The organism is Bradyrhizobium sp. CCGB12, from assembly GCF_024199845.1.
Lineage (GTDB): Bacteria > Pseudomonadota > Alphaproteobacteria > Rhizobiales > Xanthobacteraceae > Bradyrhizobium.
In genome coordinates this window covers 81,106-97,952 of sequence record NZ_JANADO010000002.1, presented here as the reverse complement: position 1 = coordinate 97,952, position 16,847 = coordinate 81,106, and the positions used below count along the sequence as shown (strand labels likewise).

The window sequence follows — 16,847 nt, the reverse complement described above, 5'->3', positions numbered from 1 at the left end:
TTAGTCGCATCACGCCGCCGGGTTTATGGGTACACGGCCTAGGTCAAGGTTCGTGTGTCCCGATAACCAGTCTTCCCGTCCGCTCCCTTCAAGGCAGCGCGGCAGCGTCATCATTGGTAACCTCCGGCAGTTAAGTTGAGGCCGCCGCTGCAAGGTTCTGGTATTGGATGCGGACTTGTAAATCTGCCTAGGAGATCGTTCTTCTAGCGAGATCGGATGAATCCGTTGATCGCCGAAACAGCGGCTCCATCCTGCATGAAGAAGCCGTGAGCGCCGCGCGGGCCACAAGGATTCGGCACGGGCGCTCCTTGATTGTCAATCCAGTGCGTTGACGCGCGGCCACCGGACCATGCGATGAAGGATGTAACGGCGGACGCCGGGGTCGCCTCGCATTCGTCGTTTCGGTGGTGAATGACCAGCGTTGCGGGCAGTCTTGACGGCGCCCCGATGCTCGACCGGACGTTATCGTAAGCACCGGAGACCAAAACCACGCCATTGGCCTTGGCTCCGGAGGCCAACGCATTGGCGACGTCGATCGATCCGCGGCTCATGCCCACCAAGACGACTTTGCGACCTTTGGCGGACGCGCTTTGCGAGAGCGCAGCGGCTTGCGCCGACGACGTCGTCACCACGACCGAGACGCCAGACCCGCCAATCCGTCCCTTGTTGCGGACAAGGAAGTCGGATGGAGTGGCCCCGCCAGCTCCCGGCATCAGGATGGCCAATGTGCCTTCCCCTGTGTCGCGTACAGGAGAGTCTTGGCTCTGCCGGGCGGTGGCGTCGTCCCCATTCCCTGCCATGCATCGCCTGACTGCTGGGGTTGCCTTCGCGCGACACCTTTCGAGGCTGCCACCGCCTCGTTGCATGCAGGCGGCCACGATCGAGCGCCCCACTGTCTCGCGGCAACGTTCCAGCATCTGATCGGCGGATTGCGCGAACGCAGCCGCTCCGATCAGAGTTGATACGGCGACAACGCCGGCGACCCGCGTTGTACGGTTGATCGCCTTCATCAGCCACTCCGATCGTATTTCGCGTGGCGAAGCGCACCGACTACCTGGCCAACGGGCGGGGCGGTGAGGGTGAGAGTTGATGCAATCCGGAATTACGCTCATCGATGTTTGGGAGATTCGTTGGGAATTGCAGGTATGGACATCTGTTTGGATGATCAGTGCATTGTGGACTACTGCGGCCGGGTCTCGGCAGAGGCTCGATCAACAAACTTTCGATCGCGCGCGGAGGCGAGCGCATGACCCAAACGGGCTAAGCGAGCAAATTGCTTACTTCTTCGGAACGAGGTTCGACAGCATCACCGCCTGGCGATTTGTCCCCGTCTTCAGAAATATAGACTTTAGTTGGTTTCGCAGGGTCTGCTTCGAAAGTCCTCGCTCGGTCGCATAAGTCTCAAGGTCCTTACCATTCGTAAGCGCCACTGCGAGCCGCGACTCGGCGGCTGTCAACTCGAAGACGTCGCGCAATGTCGTCGCGTCGGCCGAATGCATCAGGTCAGTGTCGGATATAACAACGATCGCGTGAAAAGCAGAAAGAGGGGAGTGAGTGAGACCAGGGAGCCGCATCGGATAAATGACAAGCCGCCCGCCTGAGAGCTTTTGCACAACCACGGGTGCGGTGGTGAAGGCGTCGAGGCTCCAGAACAGAGTTCGGATCGCGCCGTCCAGAGCTTCATTCGACTTCGGATCCTGGCAGCGGATGTGCCCAGCTGAAATCTGCAGATCTTCTCCGAGCAGTCGTTCCGCCGCTGTATTGACGCGCACTACATGGCCCGACCGGTCGAGCAGGAGTGCCGCGCGTTCCGAGAATTCGAATGCGTTCAGCGCAGACTCCCCCTTTGCCAGCCCAAGCGCTGCGGAGATCTGAACAACCGAGTCCAAAGTGTCGGCCAGCCCGGAAAGGCAATGCAGTTCGCTTGCCGAATAAGGACCTTGGTCGGGCGTCCTTTGAAGACTCATATTCCAAACCAGATCTCCCCGACCAATCCGAACTCCGGCCCAGCCGTTGAGATTACAGGCCCGAAGGAACTCCTGATAAAACGGCGAACGCTTGCGGGCGTCCAAGGGCATGCAATCGTCGTCCGTAGCTACGCCTTTGCTCAAGAAGGGGATCTTGCCACGGTAGCGCTCGTCGCGAGATTGCCATCCGTCCCTGACGTACAAATCTGCGCTGCGATCCATGGAGGGAGTCGCCGAGACGATCGGCAAGGCTCCGACCACCGGCAACAGGACCGCGCCGTACGACCCGGTACATGCCGCCGCCGTCTCCAGTGCCTCCGTCCAGCGAGAGGGATCAATCGCGGCAACGGCCAACACGCGCGTAAGCCGCTCCCGATCAAACGGTTCCATCCACCATTCCGACCTTAGTCGAATGTGCCCCAGCACTTCGAAGCATTTGGCCCAATTGGGCCATGCTGCATCAGGACTTTCGCATTATCAAGCGGTTGAGTCGCGGCCAAGTGAGCCCCATGCATGAACGAGAGTCTCAAGCGCACCTTTCGCGAGAGTAGGATTGACGAACTTCCAACCTTCGATATCGATTTGCGTGGACAGGGTCGAAGCTGGGGCTGGTTGGTGCGCACCAGGGCGGGCAAATGCTTGCTCAAAGGACGAGAGCGCAGCCGCCCCGAGGCGCGATACAAGGCCGCACGGGCGCTGTTCCAGTTGTTAGCCTCCCCACGACGCCATGGAGCCACGCAACAGAACTCTTACCTACCTCCGGAGGCGAAATAATGCGCCTCAAGGATCGCTATCTTTGAGAAATGAAATGTTTTTACGCCACCGCGCTCAAGACCAGCGTTAGTGAGAATGTGGCCCATATTGCGCCTGGTTTGCTTAAGTGATGCCTTGCGCTCGTTCATCTCGTGGTACATGAGCGCCCGGTTGTGACCACGCCAAGTGAAGAGCTTGGTGTCAGAATTCGCAATGCTGCGTGAAGGTTCGATACGAAAGCGGACGGCGCAACGGCTGGGTAGAGGTCACATGCGCTCAGGGCAAAACATTAGCTATCGCGGGCTATGCATTAGGTGGCGCCAAATGGGATGCCTTGTACATCGGCCGCCGCAAAGGTGACGACTTTCTGTATGTGGGGACAGCGCAGGCTAAAGCCGCTGGTGCGCGCAAAACACAGTATTACACGAAGCGCATTGCGAGCCGAAATCGATTATCGCGCGAGGCCTGCCGGGGGGAAGTTGCGGCATCCTCTTTAAGAGCTTGCGAGAAGACCTGAGCTGACATCGAGGGCGGCGAAGTGTGTCCGAGATGCCACTGACTCAGCCATTCCCAATTGGAGCATCGGATTTCTGACTCCTCCCCACCCGCATTCATTGGAAGCTTCTTCCCCGCGTTTCGCGTTTAGGACCATGGCGGCTCTTCGTTCCCGCTGGCTGCCTTGTGATGGATCATCGTTACACCCGCCGAACGTAACCCAGTCCCAATACAGTTCTTACAGAGGCAGGATCAAATCCAATATCCCTGGCATTTGATGGATGCGCCTCGCTGTCCTTCAGTCGGAGCGCCAAGTGCAATTGCTCGCAAAGGTGCTGAACGACGAGATTGACCTGATCGTCAGTCATGACCGGCTTCTCCTGCGCACATTTCGCCACCGAGCTAGGTAGCACATTCAAAAATCGGACGATGCGTGATTGGACCGCCCAAAGGATCAACCCTATGCGATGCCCATGGGCGGCGCCAGAATCGCCCGTCAATCGGAGTAGACCGGAAGCGACTAGCGGCGACCAAAACGAAGCCTATGGCCCATGGGCGACATCTACAGCATCGGTCACACGACAGCGACCAACAGCATATCGGCACGCTCCGCCTCAAGCTGGACGCCTAAACATCTGAAAATTTACGCGCTACTGGCGCGGACACTGGCACCGCTTTCAAGCCTAGCGCAGGAAACGCTGGTATGCCAATGTAGTGTGTGCCAAACGCGCGGGAGGTCAGCATGCGAACGAACATAGTGGGAGCGCTTTGCGCCATCGCAATGGTCGCGAGCGCACACGCAGCAATCAAGGAAGAACCAGTCACCTACACGGACGGCGAGACCACGATGAAGGGCTTCGTTGTCTACGATGCCGCGACCCAGGCCAAGCGGCCCGGTATTGTCTTGGTGCAACGAATGGTGGGGCATCACCCAGCATATCCATAACGAGGCACGGAAGTTCGCAGAGCAGGGCTACACAGCGTTCATTGCGGATATGTACGGCGACGGCAAGACCGCCGACAACCCGAAGGACGCAGGCGCGCTCTCGGGATCGGTGATGATGGCCCCGAAGGCGATGGAGGCGCGCTTCAACGCTGCGCGGGAGCAACTCGCCAAGCAGGCCCCTCGGTCAATCCCCAGCAGGTCGGCGCAGTTGGTTACTGCTTCGGCGGCGCGGTGGTGCTGAACATGGGGCGCGCCGGCGCTGATCTCGCCGCCGTTGCGGGCTTTCACGCATCACTTGGCCTCAACACTCCTGCACCGGCGCCGGGAACCGTCAAAGCTAAAATCCTCATTCTCAACGGCGCGGACGACCCGTTCGTGAAACGCGAGCAGTACGATGCGCTCAAGAAGGACTTCGACGCAGCGAAGGCCGATTATCGGATCATCGAGTATCCCGGTGCTGTGCACGCGTTCACGAATCCCGAAGCGACCGAACTCGGCAAGAAGTTCAACTTGCCGCTCAGATATGACGCCAAAGCTGATCAGGAAGCGAAGGCCGAAGCAGCCAAATTCTTTGCCGCAAACCTTCAAAAATAAGCAAACGGGTCACCCCGCGGTGGCCCTTTTTATCTGTGGCTGGTTCAGCCGAGGATTAGCCGGACTGCAGTTTCGGGCTGTCACTTTGACGGGGGGACGGCGAACGTGAGTTCGCCAATGGCACTTAGCTGACCTCACTTTAGGTGCAGCGGCGATTTGCTATTTTGGAGCAAAGCAGACGTCCCGATCGTGACCATTAAAGCGTTCGCACAATGGAGTCAGCTCGCGAACTGATAAGGAAAATGCCGAAAGCTTATCAGTTTGGCGCAGCAGGGTGGGCGGGACGTCTGCTCTGCCTCCAACTTTTGGCCGCGGCTGCAACCGTTGGGACCAGCAGCGGAAGTAGGGCCTAAATCGAGGTCGCCAGCTAGATCGGGGTGCGTTTAATCAGGATGTCGAGGGTTACGTTGAGCTGGCTTCTGCACTTCTGGGCAAGGACGAAAAGCGGAATACGCTCCAAGATGCCGGTGGAATAGTCAGCTGCCAAGCTCCATCGCGGATGGCCGCATTGGGACCTCTGACGGGTTTCACGCGCTCCGGATCATCCGCAGTATTGGTCGCATTTAGATCCTCTGACCTCATGACACGACTTTCAAGCAATTTGCGAAGCTCCATACCGCGCAAGCTTAGCACCAGATCAATCGGCTGATCGAAGTTGCGGTTTACGCAGAAAAGCGACAGGCTCTTTCCGCCGTCCGCGAGGACGGCAGCGCTGACGATATCCGGAAACTGGTCGCCATTGCTCGCTGTGAAAGTTCCGCACGTTAGGCGCATGTCGAGAACTGTTCCCTGCGCCCAATCAGATGCGTGCTTGAATGGATAAAAGATCGGCTGTCGCCACGCGCGTCCTCCTGTCTCGGTCATGATCAGCCCAATGACGTTGACGAGTTGGGCCACGCATGCGGCCTTGACCCGGTCGCAGCGGTTGATGAGTGTCAGGAGGGCGGCGCCGAAGACAAGCGCATCCTCCATCGTGAATAGCTCTTCGAGAATGGCCGGCGCTTCGGGCCAGCCGGGCTTGGTACGGGTCGCGCGATCGCGGGTGCGATACCAGACGTTCCATTCATCGAAGGACAGCATGATCCGCTTGGACGACCGCCGTCGAGCTGCTACCCCGTCCGCCACTGCGACAATCTCGTCGATATAGCGGCCGACCAGATCAGCTTCGGCCATGAAATCTCGTGATTTGTCACCGTGCTTGGAGAAGTAGCCGTGGAGCGAAATATACTCGACCACGTCAAAGGTCTCCTCCAGGACAACGCGTTCCCATTCGGCGAAGGTCGCCATGCTGCGGCTGGACGAGCCGCATGCCACCAGCTCGATATCGGGCTGAAGCCAGCGCATGAGCTTGGCGGACTCGCGCGCCAGTGTGCCGTATTCGACCGCGGTCTTGGCGCCGATCTGCCACGGGGCGTCCATTTCGTTGCCGAGGCACCAGAGCTTGACGCCGTGAGGGGACGGATGTCCGTGTTGATGCCGTAAGTCGCTCAGCGCCGTGCCGCCTTCCACGTTGCAATATTCGAGCAGCTCTCTCGCTTCGTCAGCGCCCCTCGTGCCGAGATTTACGGCCATCATCGGTTCGAGTCTGGCCTTGGCGCACCAGCTCATGAACTCGTTCGTCCCGAACGCATTCGTTTCCGTGCTGAACCAGGCCAGCTCGCGGCGCCGTGGCCGCTGATCGACCGGTCCAACGCCATCCTCCCAGTTATAGCCGGAAACAAAATTTCCGCCTGGATACCGGACGACTGTGACCCCGAGTTCGCGAACCAGCTCCATGACATCCTGTCGGAAGCCTTCAGTGTCGGCGGTCGGATGTCCGGGCTCGAATATGCCGCCATAGACGCATCGTCCAAGATGCTCGACGAAACTGCCGAAGAGGCGTGGGTCCGTCTTGCCGACGACAAAGGCGGGATCGAGGATAATGGTAGCTTTGGCCATGAAGTTCCTGCTCGAATTGCGGCGACGCGTCAGCCTTTGACGGCACCGATGGTGAGGCCACGCACGAGATGGCGCTGGACGAAGATCATGATCAAGACGATCGGCAACATGATGCCGATGGCGCCTGCGGCCGAAATCGACCAGTCGCTCACATCCTCTCCACCGAAGGATGCAATCGCGACCGGCAGCGTCTTGGTTCGAATGCCCGTCAGAACGAGAGCGAAGAGAAACTCGTTGTACGACAGGAGCAGGCTGAACAGCGCCGCGACGGTCAGCCCGGGGCGCGCCAGCGGCAGGATAACGATCCGGAACGTTTGCCACGGGTTGCAACCGTCGATGGCTGCCGCTTCGTCGAGCTCACGGGGAATATCCAGAAAGAAGCCGTACATGAGCCAGATCGTGAAGGGCTGATTGATCGCGACAAGCGCCATGATCAGGAGAGGATAAGTGTCGATCATGTTCAGGAAGCTGCCCATCACGAAGAACGGGATGGCCAGCAGCATGTGAGGGAACATGCGGATCGTGAACAGAGCGAACAGGATAGGGGAGGCGCGGCGCTGCGGCATGCGCGACAGCGCGTAGGCTGCCAAGCTGCCGATCGGGATCGAGATCAGGACTGTGCCAGCCGAAACGATCAGGCTGTTGATGAGGTAGTGGACGAAGCCGCGTTCGAGCCAGACCTGCCGATGATATTCGAACGTCGGTTCGAAAATGATCGTAGGAGGCACCGTGAACGCGTCTGCCGGGTTCTTGAATGACGTCAGGGCGGCCCAGATCAGCGGGACAAGGTTCAAGAAGGTGAACGCCGCCAGTCCTGTGAAGAGCAGCGTCTGGTTACGTACCTTCGTCATGCGGCCTGTCGTCATCAATTTCGTCCATAACCGCGTTGCAGGATGCTGCTGAACGTCGCGATGATCGCGGCGACGATGACGAGCGTGATGATCCCGAGAGCCGATGCTTTTCCGACCTGCAGCAGCTGGAAACCCAGCTGGTAGGTGTACATCGTGATCGTCTCCGTCGCTGTGCCAGGACCGCCGCCGGTAAGGACGTAGATGGTGTCGAAGAAGCGGAAGACATCCATGAGCCTGACGGACACCGTGAACACGATCACCGGCACGAGCGATGGAAGCACGACATGGCGGATAATACGCCAGCCGCCGGCTCCATCGATCTTTGCTGCCTCTATTTGTGCCTGGTCGAGCGTCTGCAAAGCCGCGTAAAGCACGAGCATGACGAAGGGCGTAAAGATCCAGGCGTCGGCGAGCACGACGCAGATCCGCGCCCAAACCGGATTGCCGAGCCAGTCCGGCGGATTAATGTTGAAGGTCGCCAGCGTTGCGTCGATGAGACCCCAGTTGGACGTCAGGATCCACTTCAGGAACAGCGTCGCCACCACAGGCGTAATGATGTGCGGCAAGAAGAGGAGGATCATGAACACGCGCGTACTGAAGGTCAGCCTATAGAGCGCGAGCGCGAGCGCAAAGCCGAGCCCGAATTCGACGGCGACCGATCCCAGAGCGATGCCGATGGTGGTCCATAGCGATTGCCAGAAGCGTGGTTCACTCAGCAACTGCGTGTAGTTCGCCAGGCCGACGAAGCGCATCCCCGGGGAGCCGAGATGATAATCGAACGTGCTCAGATAGACCGCGTATCCGAGGGGCCACAGAAGAACGACCGTCATCAGGCCAAAGCTCGGGACCAGAAACAGCCATAGGCCGCGCTGCCAACGCATGGCGTCGAATCTCTCGGGGAGGAAGCTGGGTTCAGGTGGCGGGCATCGCAGCCCGCCAAAGGGCAGGGCGTTTACTTATAGTAGCCGCGCGTTTGCAGCAATTCGGTGGTTTCCTGCGCGGCCTGATCCAGAGCGGCCTTGACGTCCTTCTCGTTGGTTACGGCCTGCAGGATGTACCGTGTCACGATAGCCCCCACGTCGAGGAAATCCGGCATCGAGGGAAACGGCTTTCCGACCTCGAGAGAGGCCCGGGCGCCGGGATACCACCGATACTTCTTGGAAAGCTCCGGATCCTCGAGCACGGAAAGGCGTGGCGGCATTGCGAACTCCGCGCCCTTCTGCATGCTTTTCTGACTGGCCGCCGTAGCGACCATCTTGAAGACGGCATCCTTGTCCTTGGACGAGTATTTCGAGATAGCAAAGCCGTCATTGGCGATACGCTGGCCACCGCCCGGTGGTGCGATCCAGTTTATCTTGCCGACGAAGCGCGATTTCTTCTCATCATCCATTGACGCAGCGCGCGTGAACCATTGCAGGCCCATCGCGGCGAGGCCCTGCTGTAGATTGATGGTCGATTCGTCGTTGGCTGCCGACGTAAAGCCGCGAGGGGCGAATGCCGTCATCTGCTTCATCATGGTGATGGCGTTCACGCCGGCCGGCTGATTGAAGATTGGTTTCCAGCTCTTGTCGAACCAGCCTTCGCCTAGCGCGTTCAGGTACCAATGCGTCTCGTTAGGCAGCCGTCGACTGGCTTCAATGTCATGACCGTTCCGGAGACGCGGCCCTGATGAAGCTTTTTTGCGGCTTCCATATAATCTTGCATCGTCTTTGGGAGAGCGAGGCCGTTATCTCTGAACAGATCCTCACGGTAGAAGAACATCTCTGTGTTGGTCAGGATCGGCATCGAATAGATACGGCCGTTGTAGCTGATCGATTCGATGACCGATTTCGGGAAGTCATCGAGCTTGAATTCGTCCTTGTACTTCGCCCAGAGGTCATCCAGCGGCTGCAGCCAGCCGCTGGCCGCGAATTTCTGCATTGTAGTGTCGTTGAGATAGGCGACATCGATCGCGTCGGAGCGGGACGACAGCGTAATCGAGGCCAGCTCGACCTCCTTGTCGATGGGCATGAGTTCGACCGAGACCTGACCCTCGGGCAGGGCCTTCTTCATCTGGTCCGTGTAGTATTCCAGAGCTGGTTGACGATGGCTGATGACCCGGATCGGTCCCGCCGCCTTCGCGGGTGTGATGCAAGGCGCGAGGGCTGTTGCAGCGGCCGCCCCCACAAAGGATCTGCGGGTGATCGATTTCCGGCTCATGTGGCGCTCTCCCTGTGGGGCTGCACTACGTCCGCGCCCCGTTATTTTCCTGAAAACGTACGGCACCGGCCACAGAGAGTCAAAGTGATCAGGCGCAATCGTGGCTTGCTAAATCCTCCTCTCGACGCGCGGCGATAATCCTCGGCGTCGTATCTTGTTGCGGATGTTGCAGCGCCCTTACGCTTTTAAGCAACCGGACGTCATTCAATGCGTCGCCTCGTGATCATTTCGACGAGGCTACCGGTGCCCCGTAGAACCGCGCCGGATTGGACACCATTATCTTGTGCTGCTGGCCGGCATCGGCCGCATAATCGGCCAGCCCGTCGAGAATCTGGCCGACGTCCGGAACTGCTGCAGGATCGTAGAGTCCGACATGGGGCCAGTCACTTCCCCAAACCATCCGATCCGGGCTGGCAGCTATCAACGCCTGCGCAAACGGAATGACATCCCTGAAAGGATATGGTTGTGCCGACAGCCTGAAGCCACCGGATAGTTTCACATAGCAGTTCGAGTTTCGAACGATGTGAAGCACTGTCTGGAATTCCAGACTGTCGACCCCGTTTGCCGCTGCGCACCATCCCATGTGGTCGATGATGAAGGGAGCCCGTAGCTTCAAAAGGCGATCGACGATCTTTGGGTAGGTCTCGCCGCGGGTGGCCACCTGGATATGCCAGCCCACCTCCGCGCAGCGATCCGCGAGGATCTCGAGGTTCTGCAAGCCGACGCCGCCGCCGACGATATCGAGAATACGGATGCCGCGCACACCGGCTTCCTTGAGGGTGGCGACCTCTTTGTCGGTGATGGCGGGGTCAATCACGGCAACGCCGCAGAGCCTGTTCGGGTATGCCTGCAATGCCTGCACAAGCAGGCGATTGTCGGTGCCGTGCACCGATACCTGCACGACAACGCCATACTGTATGCCGACGCTGTCGAGCATCGCGACGAAGTCGGATGGCGAGGCCGGCGGCGGGTTGAAGTGACGCCCGGCGACGAACGGATAGTTGGAGGCGGCGCCGATGACGTGTGCGTGCGTTTCCCAGGCGCCGGCGGGAACCTTGATCCGATTGGGAACCGACGCGGGGCGTGGTTCGAGACAGTCTTTGATGATCCCATCGAAGTGAAGCATGGCTATTGCACCTTTGAATCGAGGATGAAGTCGACGCCTGCGCTCTTTGCGACAGTCCTGACTTCATCAAGAAATGCGTCGTTGAGCGGGATGCCAGTCTTGAGGCGTTCGGCCCTGCGCGTGAACTCCAGCTCGCCGGCGACGATCACGGGATTTTCGGGATCGATGGCCGGGGTGCCGCGCAAATGGTCCAGGATGTCACTGACGCCGTCCTCAAACGAGCCGCTGTCGCGGAAAAACGCCGGATCAAGCGCGAGAAAAAAATGGCCGATGTTGTCGGGAGCGCCGGGCTTCGCATCCCGGCTGCGAAATGGCGAGAATGAGCCGCCGGCGAGCGTGCTGCCGAGCAATTGCGCCATCACGGCAAGGCCATAGCCCTTGTGCGTGCCCGTTTCACGCGTGCCGCCCATCGGCATCAGACCGCCGACGTCGCTCTCCATGCACATCCGGAAGCCTTCCTTTGGATCCGAGACGGGCCGGCCGGCGCCGTCAACGACCCAACCCACGGGAAGCGGCGTTTGGTGGTAGGCGTACACCTTGACCTTGTTGGCAGCGACGGCTGACGTCGACATGTCCAGGAGAAATGGATCGCCCCTGCTTGCCGGAGCTGCGAAGGCGATCGGGTTGGTGCCTAGCACCGGCGTGGTGCCACCCGTCGGGATTACCGCGACAGTGCGTGCCGATGACGTGACCAGCGCAATGGCGCCTTTGCGCGCAGCCATCTCGGCATAAAGCCCGGTCGCTCCGAAATGGTGCGAGTTCACCACCGAGACGGCGCCGATCCCAATCCTCTTGCACTTCTTGACCGCGAGGTTCATCGCCTCGACGGCGACGGGATGGCCGAGACCGGCGTCGCCGTCGATGAGGGCGGTGGCGGCATTCTCCCGTACGATCTTCGTTGTCGGCGTCATGTTGAGACCGCCTGCGCGGCGCATCTTGTCGTATAGCGGCAGCATGGAGGCGCCATGCGATTCGATGCCACGAAGATCGGTCTCGACCAGCAGGTCCGCGATCACGTCGATCTTATCCGGCGTCATGCCCCATGCAGACAAGACCAGCTCGATCTGTCTCTTGAGGATATCGGCAGGGACGTGGATCAACCGCTCCTGCGCGTGTGTCTCGTTCGAAGCCATCGGCGTCCTTCAGTTCTTGTTGCTCTTGGACTTGCCAGCGGCGGCCAACTCGGCAGCCAGTAGCCATTGCAAGGCCGCCAGTGCGTCGGCCGGTGGCACTTTAGAGGCTTCGCGAACCAGGTCGGTCGTTTGACGGTAGCGATCGATGGTCGCGCGCGTGGTCAAACTCTTCAGCCCGAGCGACGTCAGTTGCGCTTCCGCCAGCTTCATCTCCACCAGTCGCCGGCCTGCGTGCGGCGGATGGGTTCGCAGATACATGTCGATGTGATCGCGCAGGGGACGCTGGTCGAAATCACTAAGTAGCGCAATGAGGTCCTGGCGCAGGCCGAGCGCCTCCGCAGCCAGCATCGACTCCACGACAAGCGCGTCAAGGCCTTTCGCAAACAGACTTCGAAGCAGCTTCAGGCTCGAGGCATCGCCAACCGCTGAACCCTCGCGCGCCGAGACGGAGAAGCCGAGCGCATCCATCGTCGTCGCAAAGTCTGTTGCCATTGTCCCGGACGCCAACAAGGGGGTGCGAATGCCGTGCAGGCTTACCGCGCCCATGATCGCCACGTCGACGAAACGCGCTCGGTTCTTGCCGAGCATATCGGCGGCGGCAATGACGTGCGGCGGATCGGCCGCGGTCAGGTCGGCCAGGATCGCCCGTTCCTTCAGCACCGGCGCGATCCTGGCGACGACGTCGCTAAGTCCGTCGCCGGTGATGGTCAGAAGCACGATCTCGGCCGCGCTTACCGTACGCTCGATGTTCTCGTCGATATCGATGCCGAGCCTCCTCGCAGAGGCGGCCGCGCGCGGAGAGGCCCGCGACGCGACTTTGAGGTCGACACCCTGTTCGAGCAAGGCGCCGGCAAAGCTGGTGCCGACCTCGCCCAAGCCGACGAGTGCGACCGAAGGGGTGCCTGTCATCGTGAGGCTTTGACGAGCGGGCACTCGCTCTCTCTCAGCGGGCGGAACGCCTGATCGCCGGGGATTTCGTCGATCGTCTGGAAGTAATCCCACGGTTCCTTCGATTCCTTCGGGGTCTTCACCCGAAAGATCTGCACCGGATGGGTCATGCGGCCGTCGGCGCGAACGACGCCGTTGCCCAGCAAAGGATCCTTCACCGGGCCCGACTTGAGATAGTCGACCACTTTCTTGCCGTCGGTGCTCCCAACCTTCTCGACCGCGCCGAGATAAGCCAGCACGGACGAATAGACGCCTCCCTGCAGCGCGTCGGGGTGAATGCCTTTGTTGCGCTTGGCGAGTTCCGTCGCGAACGCGCGCGTCGTATCGTTCTGGGTCCAGTTCATGCTGCCGGCGGCGAGCAGCCCCTGCGTCGCGTCGAGGCCCGCCGCGTGCACCACGGCGAGGTTGAACTGCGGCGCGACGATCTTGTACTTGTCGGAGGTGATACCGAATTCGCGCGCCTGCTTGATGGCGTTCGAGAGGTCCGCGCCTCCGCTGGCGAGAACGATCACGTCGGCACCGGACGACTGTGCCGTCAGGAGGTAGGAGCTGAAGTCAGAGGTGTTGAGCGGGTGGCGCACCGAGCCCAGCACGGTGCCGCCGGCGGCCTTGACGAACCTGGTGAAATTCTCCTCCAGGCTGTGACCGAAGGCATAGTCGACCGTGACGAAGAACCACTTTTTGCCGCCCTGGTGCATCACGCTCTTCACCAGTGCGTTGGCGTTCCCATAGGAATCCCAGGTCCAGTGGATCGTGTTAGGTGAGCATTTGGAGCCGGTCAGATCGGTTGCGCCGACGCCGGAGGGCACCATCACCCGATTGAATTCCTTAGTGATCTCGACAGCGCCGAGCGCGACTGCCGAATTGGCGAAGTCGAAGACGGCATCGACGTCGTCGACCTGATACCAGCGACGAAGAATGCCAAGGCCGACGTCGGCCTTGTTCTGGTGGTCGGCAAAAACAAGTTCGACCGGGCGACCATTGATCTTACTGCCGAACTTCTCGATTGCCATCTTGGCGGCCTCGACCGAACCGTTGCCGGTCAGGTCCGAGAAGACCCCTGTCATGTCGGTCAGAACGCCGATCTTGACCGTGTTCGACTTGTCGCCGGCCCAGGCGCCGGTTGACAGGCAGCAGGCCAGTACGCTCAGTAATCTCCCAAATCCTCTCACTTCAAATTCCTCCCTTTTTCATTTTGATTATTGGTGAGATCGACGACCCGCTTGTCGATGTATTGCAGTTCGCGCCGCAGGATTTTTTCGGTCTGGGTGCGGGGGATCGCGGCAACCCGCTCGGCGAACCGCGGCAGCATGTAGGACGGCACCTGATCGGCGAGCCTGCGGCGCACGTCGTGAAGATCGAAGCTTACGTCCGTCACCACGACAGCCTTGATCTCCTCGCCCATGATGGGATCGGCAACGCCGACGATCGCGCAGTCCCGGATCCCGTGGAGCTTTAGCAGGCGCCCCTCGAGCTCCTGTGGCGAGACCATCTCTCCGCCGCGCCGAATGAGTTCCTTGGTGCGTCCGTGAAAATAGAGATACCCATCCGAGTCGAAGCTGCCGACGTCGCCGGTGTGAAACCAGAAATTCCGGCTGGCCTTCGCGAGTTCGTCCGGCTTGTTGTAGTAGCCAAGGAGGATGCGGTTGGGCTCGCCTGGCCGAACCACGATCTCGCCGCGTTCGCCGATCGGCAGCGGATTGTCGTCGGGGTCGACGATCTGGACCTGCATGTCGGGTCTTACTCGGCCGTTGGCGCCGAGCTTGTGGTCGCGGGCCGTGCTCCCGGAGACCCAGCCGCCAACCTCGGTCATGCCGTAGAGTTCGTGAACCCGAAAGCCGAACCGGTCTTCGATTGTACGGGCGAGTTCGGCGGTTGTGCCGCCTCCGATCGTGAAACGCATCGTGTGGTCACGCATGGACTCGGAATAGCGAGCGGCCAGAATCGCGAGCACGGTGCCGACGAACGTGCAGCCGGTGGCTTGCAACGCTTTCGCGTCTTCGAAGAACGATGTTGCCGAAAAACGCCGCCGTAGGCCGAGCGATGCGCCGACCGTCAACGCGGACATGACGGCGTAGGTCTGAGGATTGGTGTGAAACAGCGGCAGGTAGACAAAGATGCGATCTTCGGCGGTCAATTCGAGGATGCGGGCCGATTGCACGCCGGTGGCGGCATAACCGCCGTGGGCACACATCACGCCCTTGGGGCGTCCGGTCGTGCCCGACGTGTACAGGATCGTGCAGATATCATGAGGCGCGATGGCCGCGACCTCGCGCTCGGGAAGGGCGGCAAGCTCCCCGAGAAACGCATCGTCGTCGATCACGATGAAGGGCAGCTCCACGCGCCCCTCACGAAGGTCTCCGAGTCTGGAACTCAGCCATTCCTGGTCCGCCATGATCAGGATGGAATCGGATTGCGCGACCAGGTAGTCGATGCTGTCGCCCATCAACTGGTCGTTCAGGCAGACTGCAACCGCGCCGACTGCATTGATCCCGAACCACGCCACCAGGAAGGCGGCCGAATTTCCTGAAATCAACGCGACATGGTCGCCTTTCCGGATGCCGCGCTTTCGCAGTATGCCTGCGCATCTGAGCGAGAGCGAATGGATCTCCGCATAAGAGTACGTTCGCTCTGCTGTGACGACAAACGGCCGCTGTGGCGTACGAGACGCCCAGTGTGACAGGCGCTCCAGGATCATAGGTCGGCCGCGTAGCTGACGACGCGTTTGGCGAGAGCGTTCTTGAGTACCTCGGAGGAACCGCCGCCGATCTCATAGGTCTTGGCATCGCGCATGAAGCGGCCGAACGGCGCGTTCACCATCGTACCGTAGGCACCGCAGATCTGGACGCAACGCGCCGCGACCTCGGTGGCTACTTCCGAGGCAAGCAGCTTGGCGGCGCTGGCGCGACGAATGACGTCGTCATGGCTGTCGAGCGCGCGGGCGGCGTCATAGACCAGCAGCCGCGCCGCATCGATCTTGGCCAGCATATCCGCGAAGTACCACTGGATGCCCTGGAAGTTGACGACCTTCTGGTCGAACGCGGTGCGGTCGCGTGCGAAGACCAGCGCGGCATCGAATGCCGCTCGCGCAATTCCCACCGAAATGCCCGCGGCCAATGTCCGTGAATAGTCGAGCGTGGTAACAGCCTGGCGGACCCCTTTACCCTCTTGCCCGATCAGGTGATCCAGCGGAAGGCGCACGTCTTGTAGCCGGACGTTGACGTGGGGGCCGTTGCGAAGGCCGAAGGTTGCGGAGTTTTCGCCGATATAGGTCGATACGCCAGTGGATTCGCGGGGGACGACGAAGACGGATACGCCCACATCCGTTTGCGCTAGGATCACGAAGACCTCGGCGCGAGAACCGGACGTGATGAACGATTTTTCGCCGTTCAGGACCCAGACGTCACCGTCCCGCCTCGCCTTGGTGTCGAGCTTGCGAATATCGCTTCCGTGTGAGGCTTCGGTCAGCGCATAGGAGGCGATCAGCCCCTCCGCAAAGCGCGGCAGATAGCGTTCCTTGAGGCTGTCGGAGCCGAACGTGTTCAGCATCGTCTGGGCCTGGAAGATCGTGATCAGCGAGATCGCAACCGCAGCGCTGCCGTAGCCGACCTCCTCGCAGGCCGCGACACTGTGCGCATAGCCGAGCTCGCGGCCGCCGAACTTCTTAGGCAGCGAGATCGCGTTGCAGCCCAGCTTGGCAAGATCACGAACGATCTCGGCCGGATACAGGTCCTTCGCATCGATCTCATGCGCGCGCGGAGCGATGTGGTCCTTCACGAACCGTCGCACCTCATTCACGAACTCGGCTTCGACCGCCGGCTGCCACATGGCGTTTGGCAACCCATCCATCGCGTTTCCTCGCTTGTCTTCTTCGCGGAGAGAACAACGCAGTTTGCC

Annotated in this window: 16 protein-coding genes; 2 read left to right on the top strand and 14 right to left on the bottom strand. The window is 60.4% G+C overall.

All coding sequences use genetic code 11. The features are described from left to right. Nucleotides 1–203: 203 nt before the first annotated feature. The 3 genes from NLM27_RS41745 to NLM27_RS41735 form a co-directional block, all read right to left on the bottom strand. The gene (locus NLM27_RS41745; RefSeq protein WP_254149159.1) at nucleotides 204–1,010 is read right to left on the bottom strand and encodes a hypothetical protein; all 807 of its coding nucleotides are present in this window, start codon (nucleotides 1,008–1,010) and stop codon (nucleotides 204–206) included. A gap of 267 nt (nucleotides 1,011–1,277) precedes the next feature. Then, complete coding sequence (locus NLM27_RS41740) at nucleotides 1,278–2,357, bottom strand: DNA-binding protein (protein WP_254149158.1); 1,080 nt, start codon at nucleotides 2,355–2,357, stop codon at nucleotides 1,278–1,280. A 1,058-nt stretch (nucleotides 2,358–3,415) separates the two neighbouring features. Further along, nucleotides 3,416–3,583, bottom strand: a complete 168-nt coding sequence (locus tag NLM27_RS41735) for a hypothetical protein (RefSeq protein ID WP_254149157.1) — start codon at nucleotides 3,581–3,583, stop codon at nucleotides 3,416–3,418. A gap of 501 nt (nucleotides 3,584–4,084) precedes the next feature. Here NLM27_RS41735 and NLM27_RS44255 point away from each other — a divergent pair. Next, a complete protein-coding gene (locus tag NLM27_RS44255; protein ID WP_375142347.1) occupies nucleotides 4,085–4,402 on the top strand; it encodes a dienelactone hydrolase family protein in 318 nt (105 codons plus the stop codon). Then, on the top strand, nucleotides 4,393–4,755 hold the full coding sequence (locus NLM27_RS41725; RefSeq protein ID WP_375142346.1) for a dienelactone hydrolase family protein: 363 nt from the start codon (nucleotides 4,393–4,395) through the stop codon (nucleotides 4,753–4,755). Before NLM27_RS44255 ends, NLM27_RS41725 begins: the two co-directional genes overlap by 10 nt. A gap of 402 nt (nucleotides 4,756–5,157) precedes the next feature. Here the strand turns inward: NLM27_RS41725 and NLM27_RS41720 are convergent, their stop codons facing one another. The 11 genes from NLM27_RS41720 to NLM27_RS41670 all read right to left on the bottom strand — a co-directional run bounded on the left by NLM27_RS41720 (nucleotide 5,158) and on the right by NLM27_RS41670 (nucleotide 16,799). Then, on the bottom strand, nucleotides 5,158–6,693 hold the full coding sequence (locus NLM27_RS41720) for an alpha-N-arabinofuranosidase (RefSeq protein WP_254149156.1): 1,536 nt from the start codon (nucleotides 6,691–6,693) through the stop codon (nucleotides 5,158–5,160). Between the two features lie 29 nt (nucleotides 6,694–6,722). Next, nucleotides 6,723–7,544: a carbohydrate ABC transporter permease gene (locus NLM27_RS41715; protein ID WP_254149155.1), complete on the bottom strand. Its 822-nt coding sequence runs from the start codon at nucleotides 7,542–7,544 to the stop codon at nucleotides 6,723–6,725. A 14-nt stretch (nucleotides 7,545–7,558) separates the two neighbouring features. After that, a complete protein-coding gene (locus tag NLM27_RS41710) occupies nucleotides 7,559–8,425 on the bottom strand; it encodes a carbohydrate ABC transporter permease (protein WP_254149154.1) in 867 nt (288 codons plus the stop codon). Nucleotides 8,426–8,496: 71 nt separating this feature from the next. Then, on the bottom strand, nucleotides 8,497–9,096 hold the full coding sequence (locus tag NLM27_RS41705; RefSeq protein ID WP_375142359.1) for an extracellular solute-binding protein: 600 nt from the start codon (nucleotides 9,094–9,096) through the stop codon (nucleotides 8,497–8,499). A 41-nt stretch (nucleotides 9,097–9,137) separates the two neighbouring features. Next, entirely contained in the window at nucleotides 9,138–9,743 is a 606-nt protein-coding gene (locus NLM27_RS41700) for an ABC transporter substrate-binding protein (RefSeq protein WP_254149152.1), read from the bottom strand. A 223-nt stretch (nucleotides 9,744–9,966) separates the two neighbouring features. After that, entirely contained in the window at nucleotides 9,967–10,869 is a 903-nt protein-coding gene (locus NLM27_RS41695) for an amidohydrolase (protein ID WP_254149151.1), read from the bottom strand. Nucleotides 10,870–10,871: 2 nt separating this feature from the next. Continuing rightward, nucleotides 10,872–12,002 (bottom strand): Ldh family oxidoreductase, encoded by a 1,131-nt coding sequence (locus NLM27_RS41690; RefSeq protein WP_254149150.1) that lies wholly within the window; start codon nucleotides 12,000–12,002, stop codon nucleotides 10,872–10,874. 9 nt (nucleotides 12,003–12,011) lie between these two features. Next, nucleotides 12,012–12,935 (bottom strand): DUF1932 domain-containing protein, encoded by a 924-nt coding sequence (locus NLM27_RS41685; RefSeq protein ID WP_254149149.1) that lies wholly within the window; start codon nucleotides 12,933–12,935, stop codon nucleotides 12,012–12,014. After that, on the bottom strand, nucleotides 12,908–14,122 hold the full coding sequence (locus tag NLM27_RS41680) for an ABC transporter substrate-binding protein (RefSeq protein WP_254149148.1): 1,215 nt from the start codon (nucleotides 14,120–14,122) through the stop codon (nucleotides 12,908–12,910). The genes NLM27_RS41685 and NLM27_RS41680 overlap by 28 nt, the downstream gene beginning before the upstream one ends. Then, on the bottom strand, nucleotides 14,119–15,648 hold the full coding sequence (locus NLM27_RS41675) for a class I adenylate-forming enzyme family protein (RefSeq protein WP_254149147.1): 1,530 nt from the start codon (nucleotides 15,646–15,648) through the stop codon (nucleotides 14,119–14,121). The genes NLM27_RS41680 and NLM27_RS41675 overlap by 4 nt, the downstream gene beginning before the upstream one ends. After that, nucleotides 15,645–16,799: an acyl-CoA dehydrogenase family protein gene (locus NLM27_RS41670; RefSeq protein ID WP_254149146.1), complete on the bottom strand. Its 1,155-nt coding sequence runs from the start codon at nucleotides 16,797–16,799 to the stop codon at nucleotides 15,645–15,647. The genes NLM27_RS41675 and NLM27_RS41670 overlap by 4 nt, the downstream gene beginning before the upstream one ends. Between the last annotated feature and the right edge of the window lie 48 nt (nucleotides 16,800–16,847).

What these genes read in the sequence shown, in the direction of transcription:
- NLM27_RS41745 (WP_254149159.1), bottom strand. Translation starts at nt 1,010, where the DNA reads ATGAAGGCGATCAACCGTACAACGCGGGTCGCCGGCGTTGTCGCCGTA.
- NLM27_RS41740 (WP_254149158.1), bottom strand. Translation starts at nt 2,357, where the DNA reads ATGGAACCGTTTGATCGGGAGCGGCTTACGCGCGTGTTGGCCGTTGCC.
- NLM27_RS41735 (WP_254149157.1), bottom strand. Translation starts at nt 3,583, where the DNA reads ATGACTGACGATCAGGTCAATCTCGTCGTTCAGCACCTTTGCGAGCAA.
- NLM27_RS44255 (WP_375142347.1), top strand. Translation starts at nt 4,085, where the DNA reads ATGCCGCGACCCAGGCCAAGCGGCCCGGTATTGTCTTGGTGCAACGAA.
- NLM27_RS41720 (WP_254149156.1), bottom strand. Translation starts at nt 6,693, where the DNA reads ATGGCCAAAGCTACCATTATCCTCGATCCCGCCTTTGTCGTCGGCAAG.
- NLM27_RS41715 (WP_254149155.1), bottom strand. Translation starts at nt 7,544, where the DNA reads ATGACGAAGGTACGTAACCAGACGCTGCTCTTCACAGGACTGGCGGCG.
- NLM27_RS41710 (WP_254149154.1), bottom strand. Translation starts at nt 8,425, where the DNA reads ATGCGTTGGCAGCGCGGCCTATGGCTGTTTCTGGTCCCGAGCTTTGGC.
- NLM27_RS41700 (WP_254149152.1), bottom strand. Translation starts at nt 9,743, where the DNA reads ATGAGCCGGAAATCGATCACCCGCAGATCCTTTGTGGGGGCGGCCGCT.
- NLM27_RS41695 (WP_254149151.1), bottom strand. Translation starts at nt 10,869, where the DNA reads ATGCTTCACTTCGATGGGATCATCAAAGACTGTCTCGAACCACGCCCC.
- NLM27_RS41690 (WP_254149150.1), bottom strand. Translation starts at nt 12,002, where the DNA reads ATGGCTTCGAACGAGACACACGCGCAGGAGCGGTTGATCCACGTCCCT.
- NLM27_RS41675 (WP_254149147.1), bottom strand. Translation starts at nt 15,648, where the DNA reads ATGATCCTGGAGCGCCTGTCACACTGGGCGTCTCGTACGCCACAGCGG.
- NLM27_RS41670 (WP_254149146.1), bottom strand. Translation starts at nt 16,799, where the DNA reads ATGGATGGGTTGCCAAACGCCATGTGGCAGCCGGCGGTCGAAGCCGAG.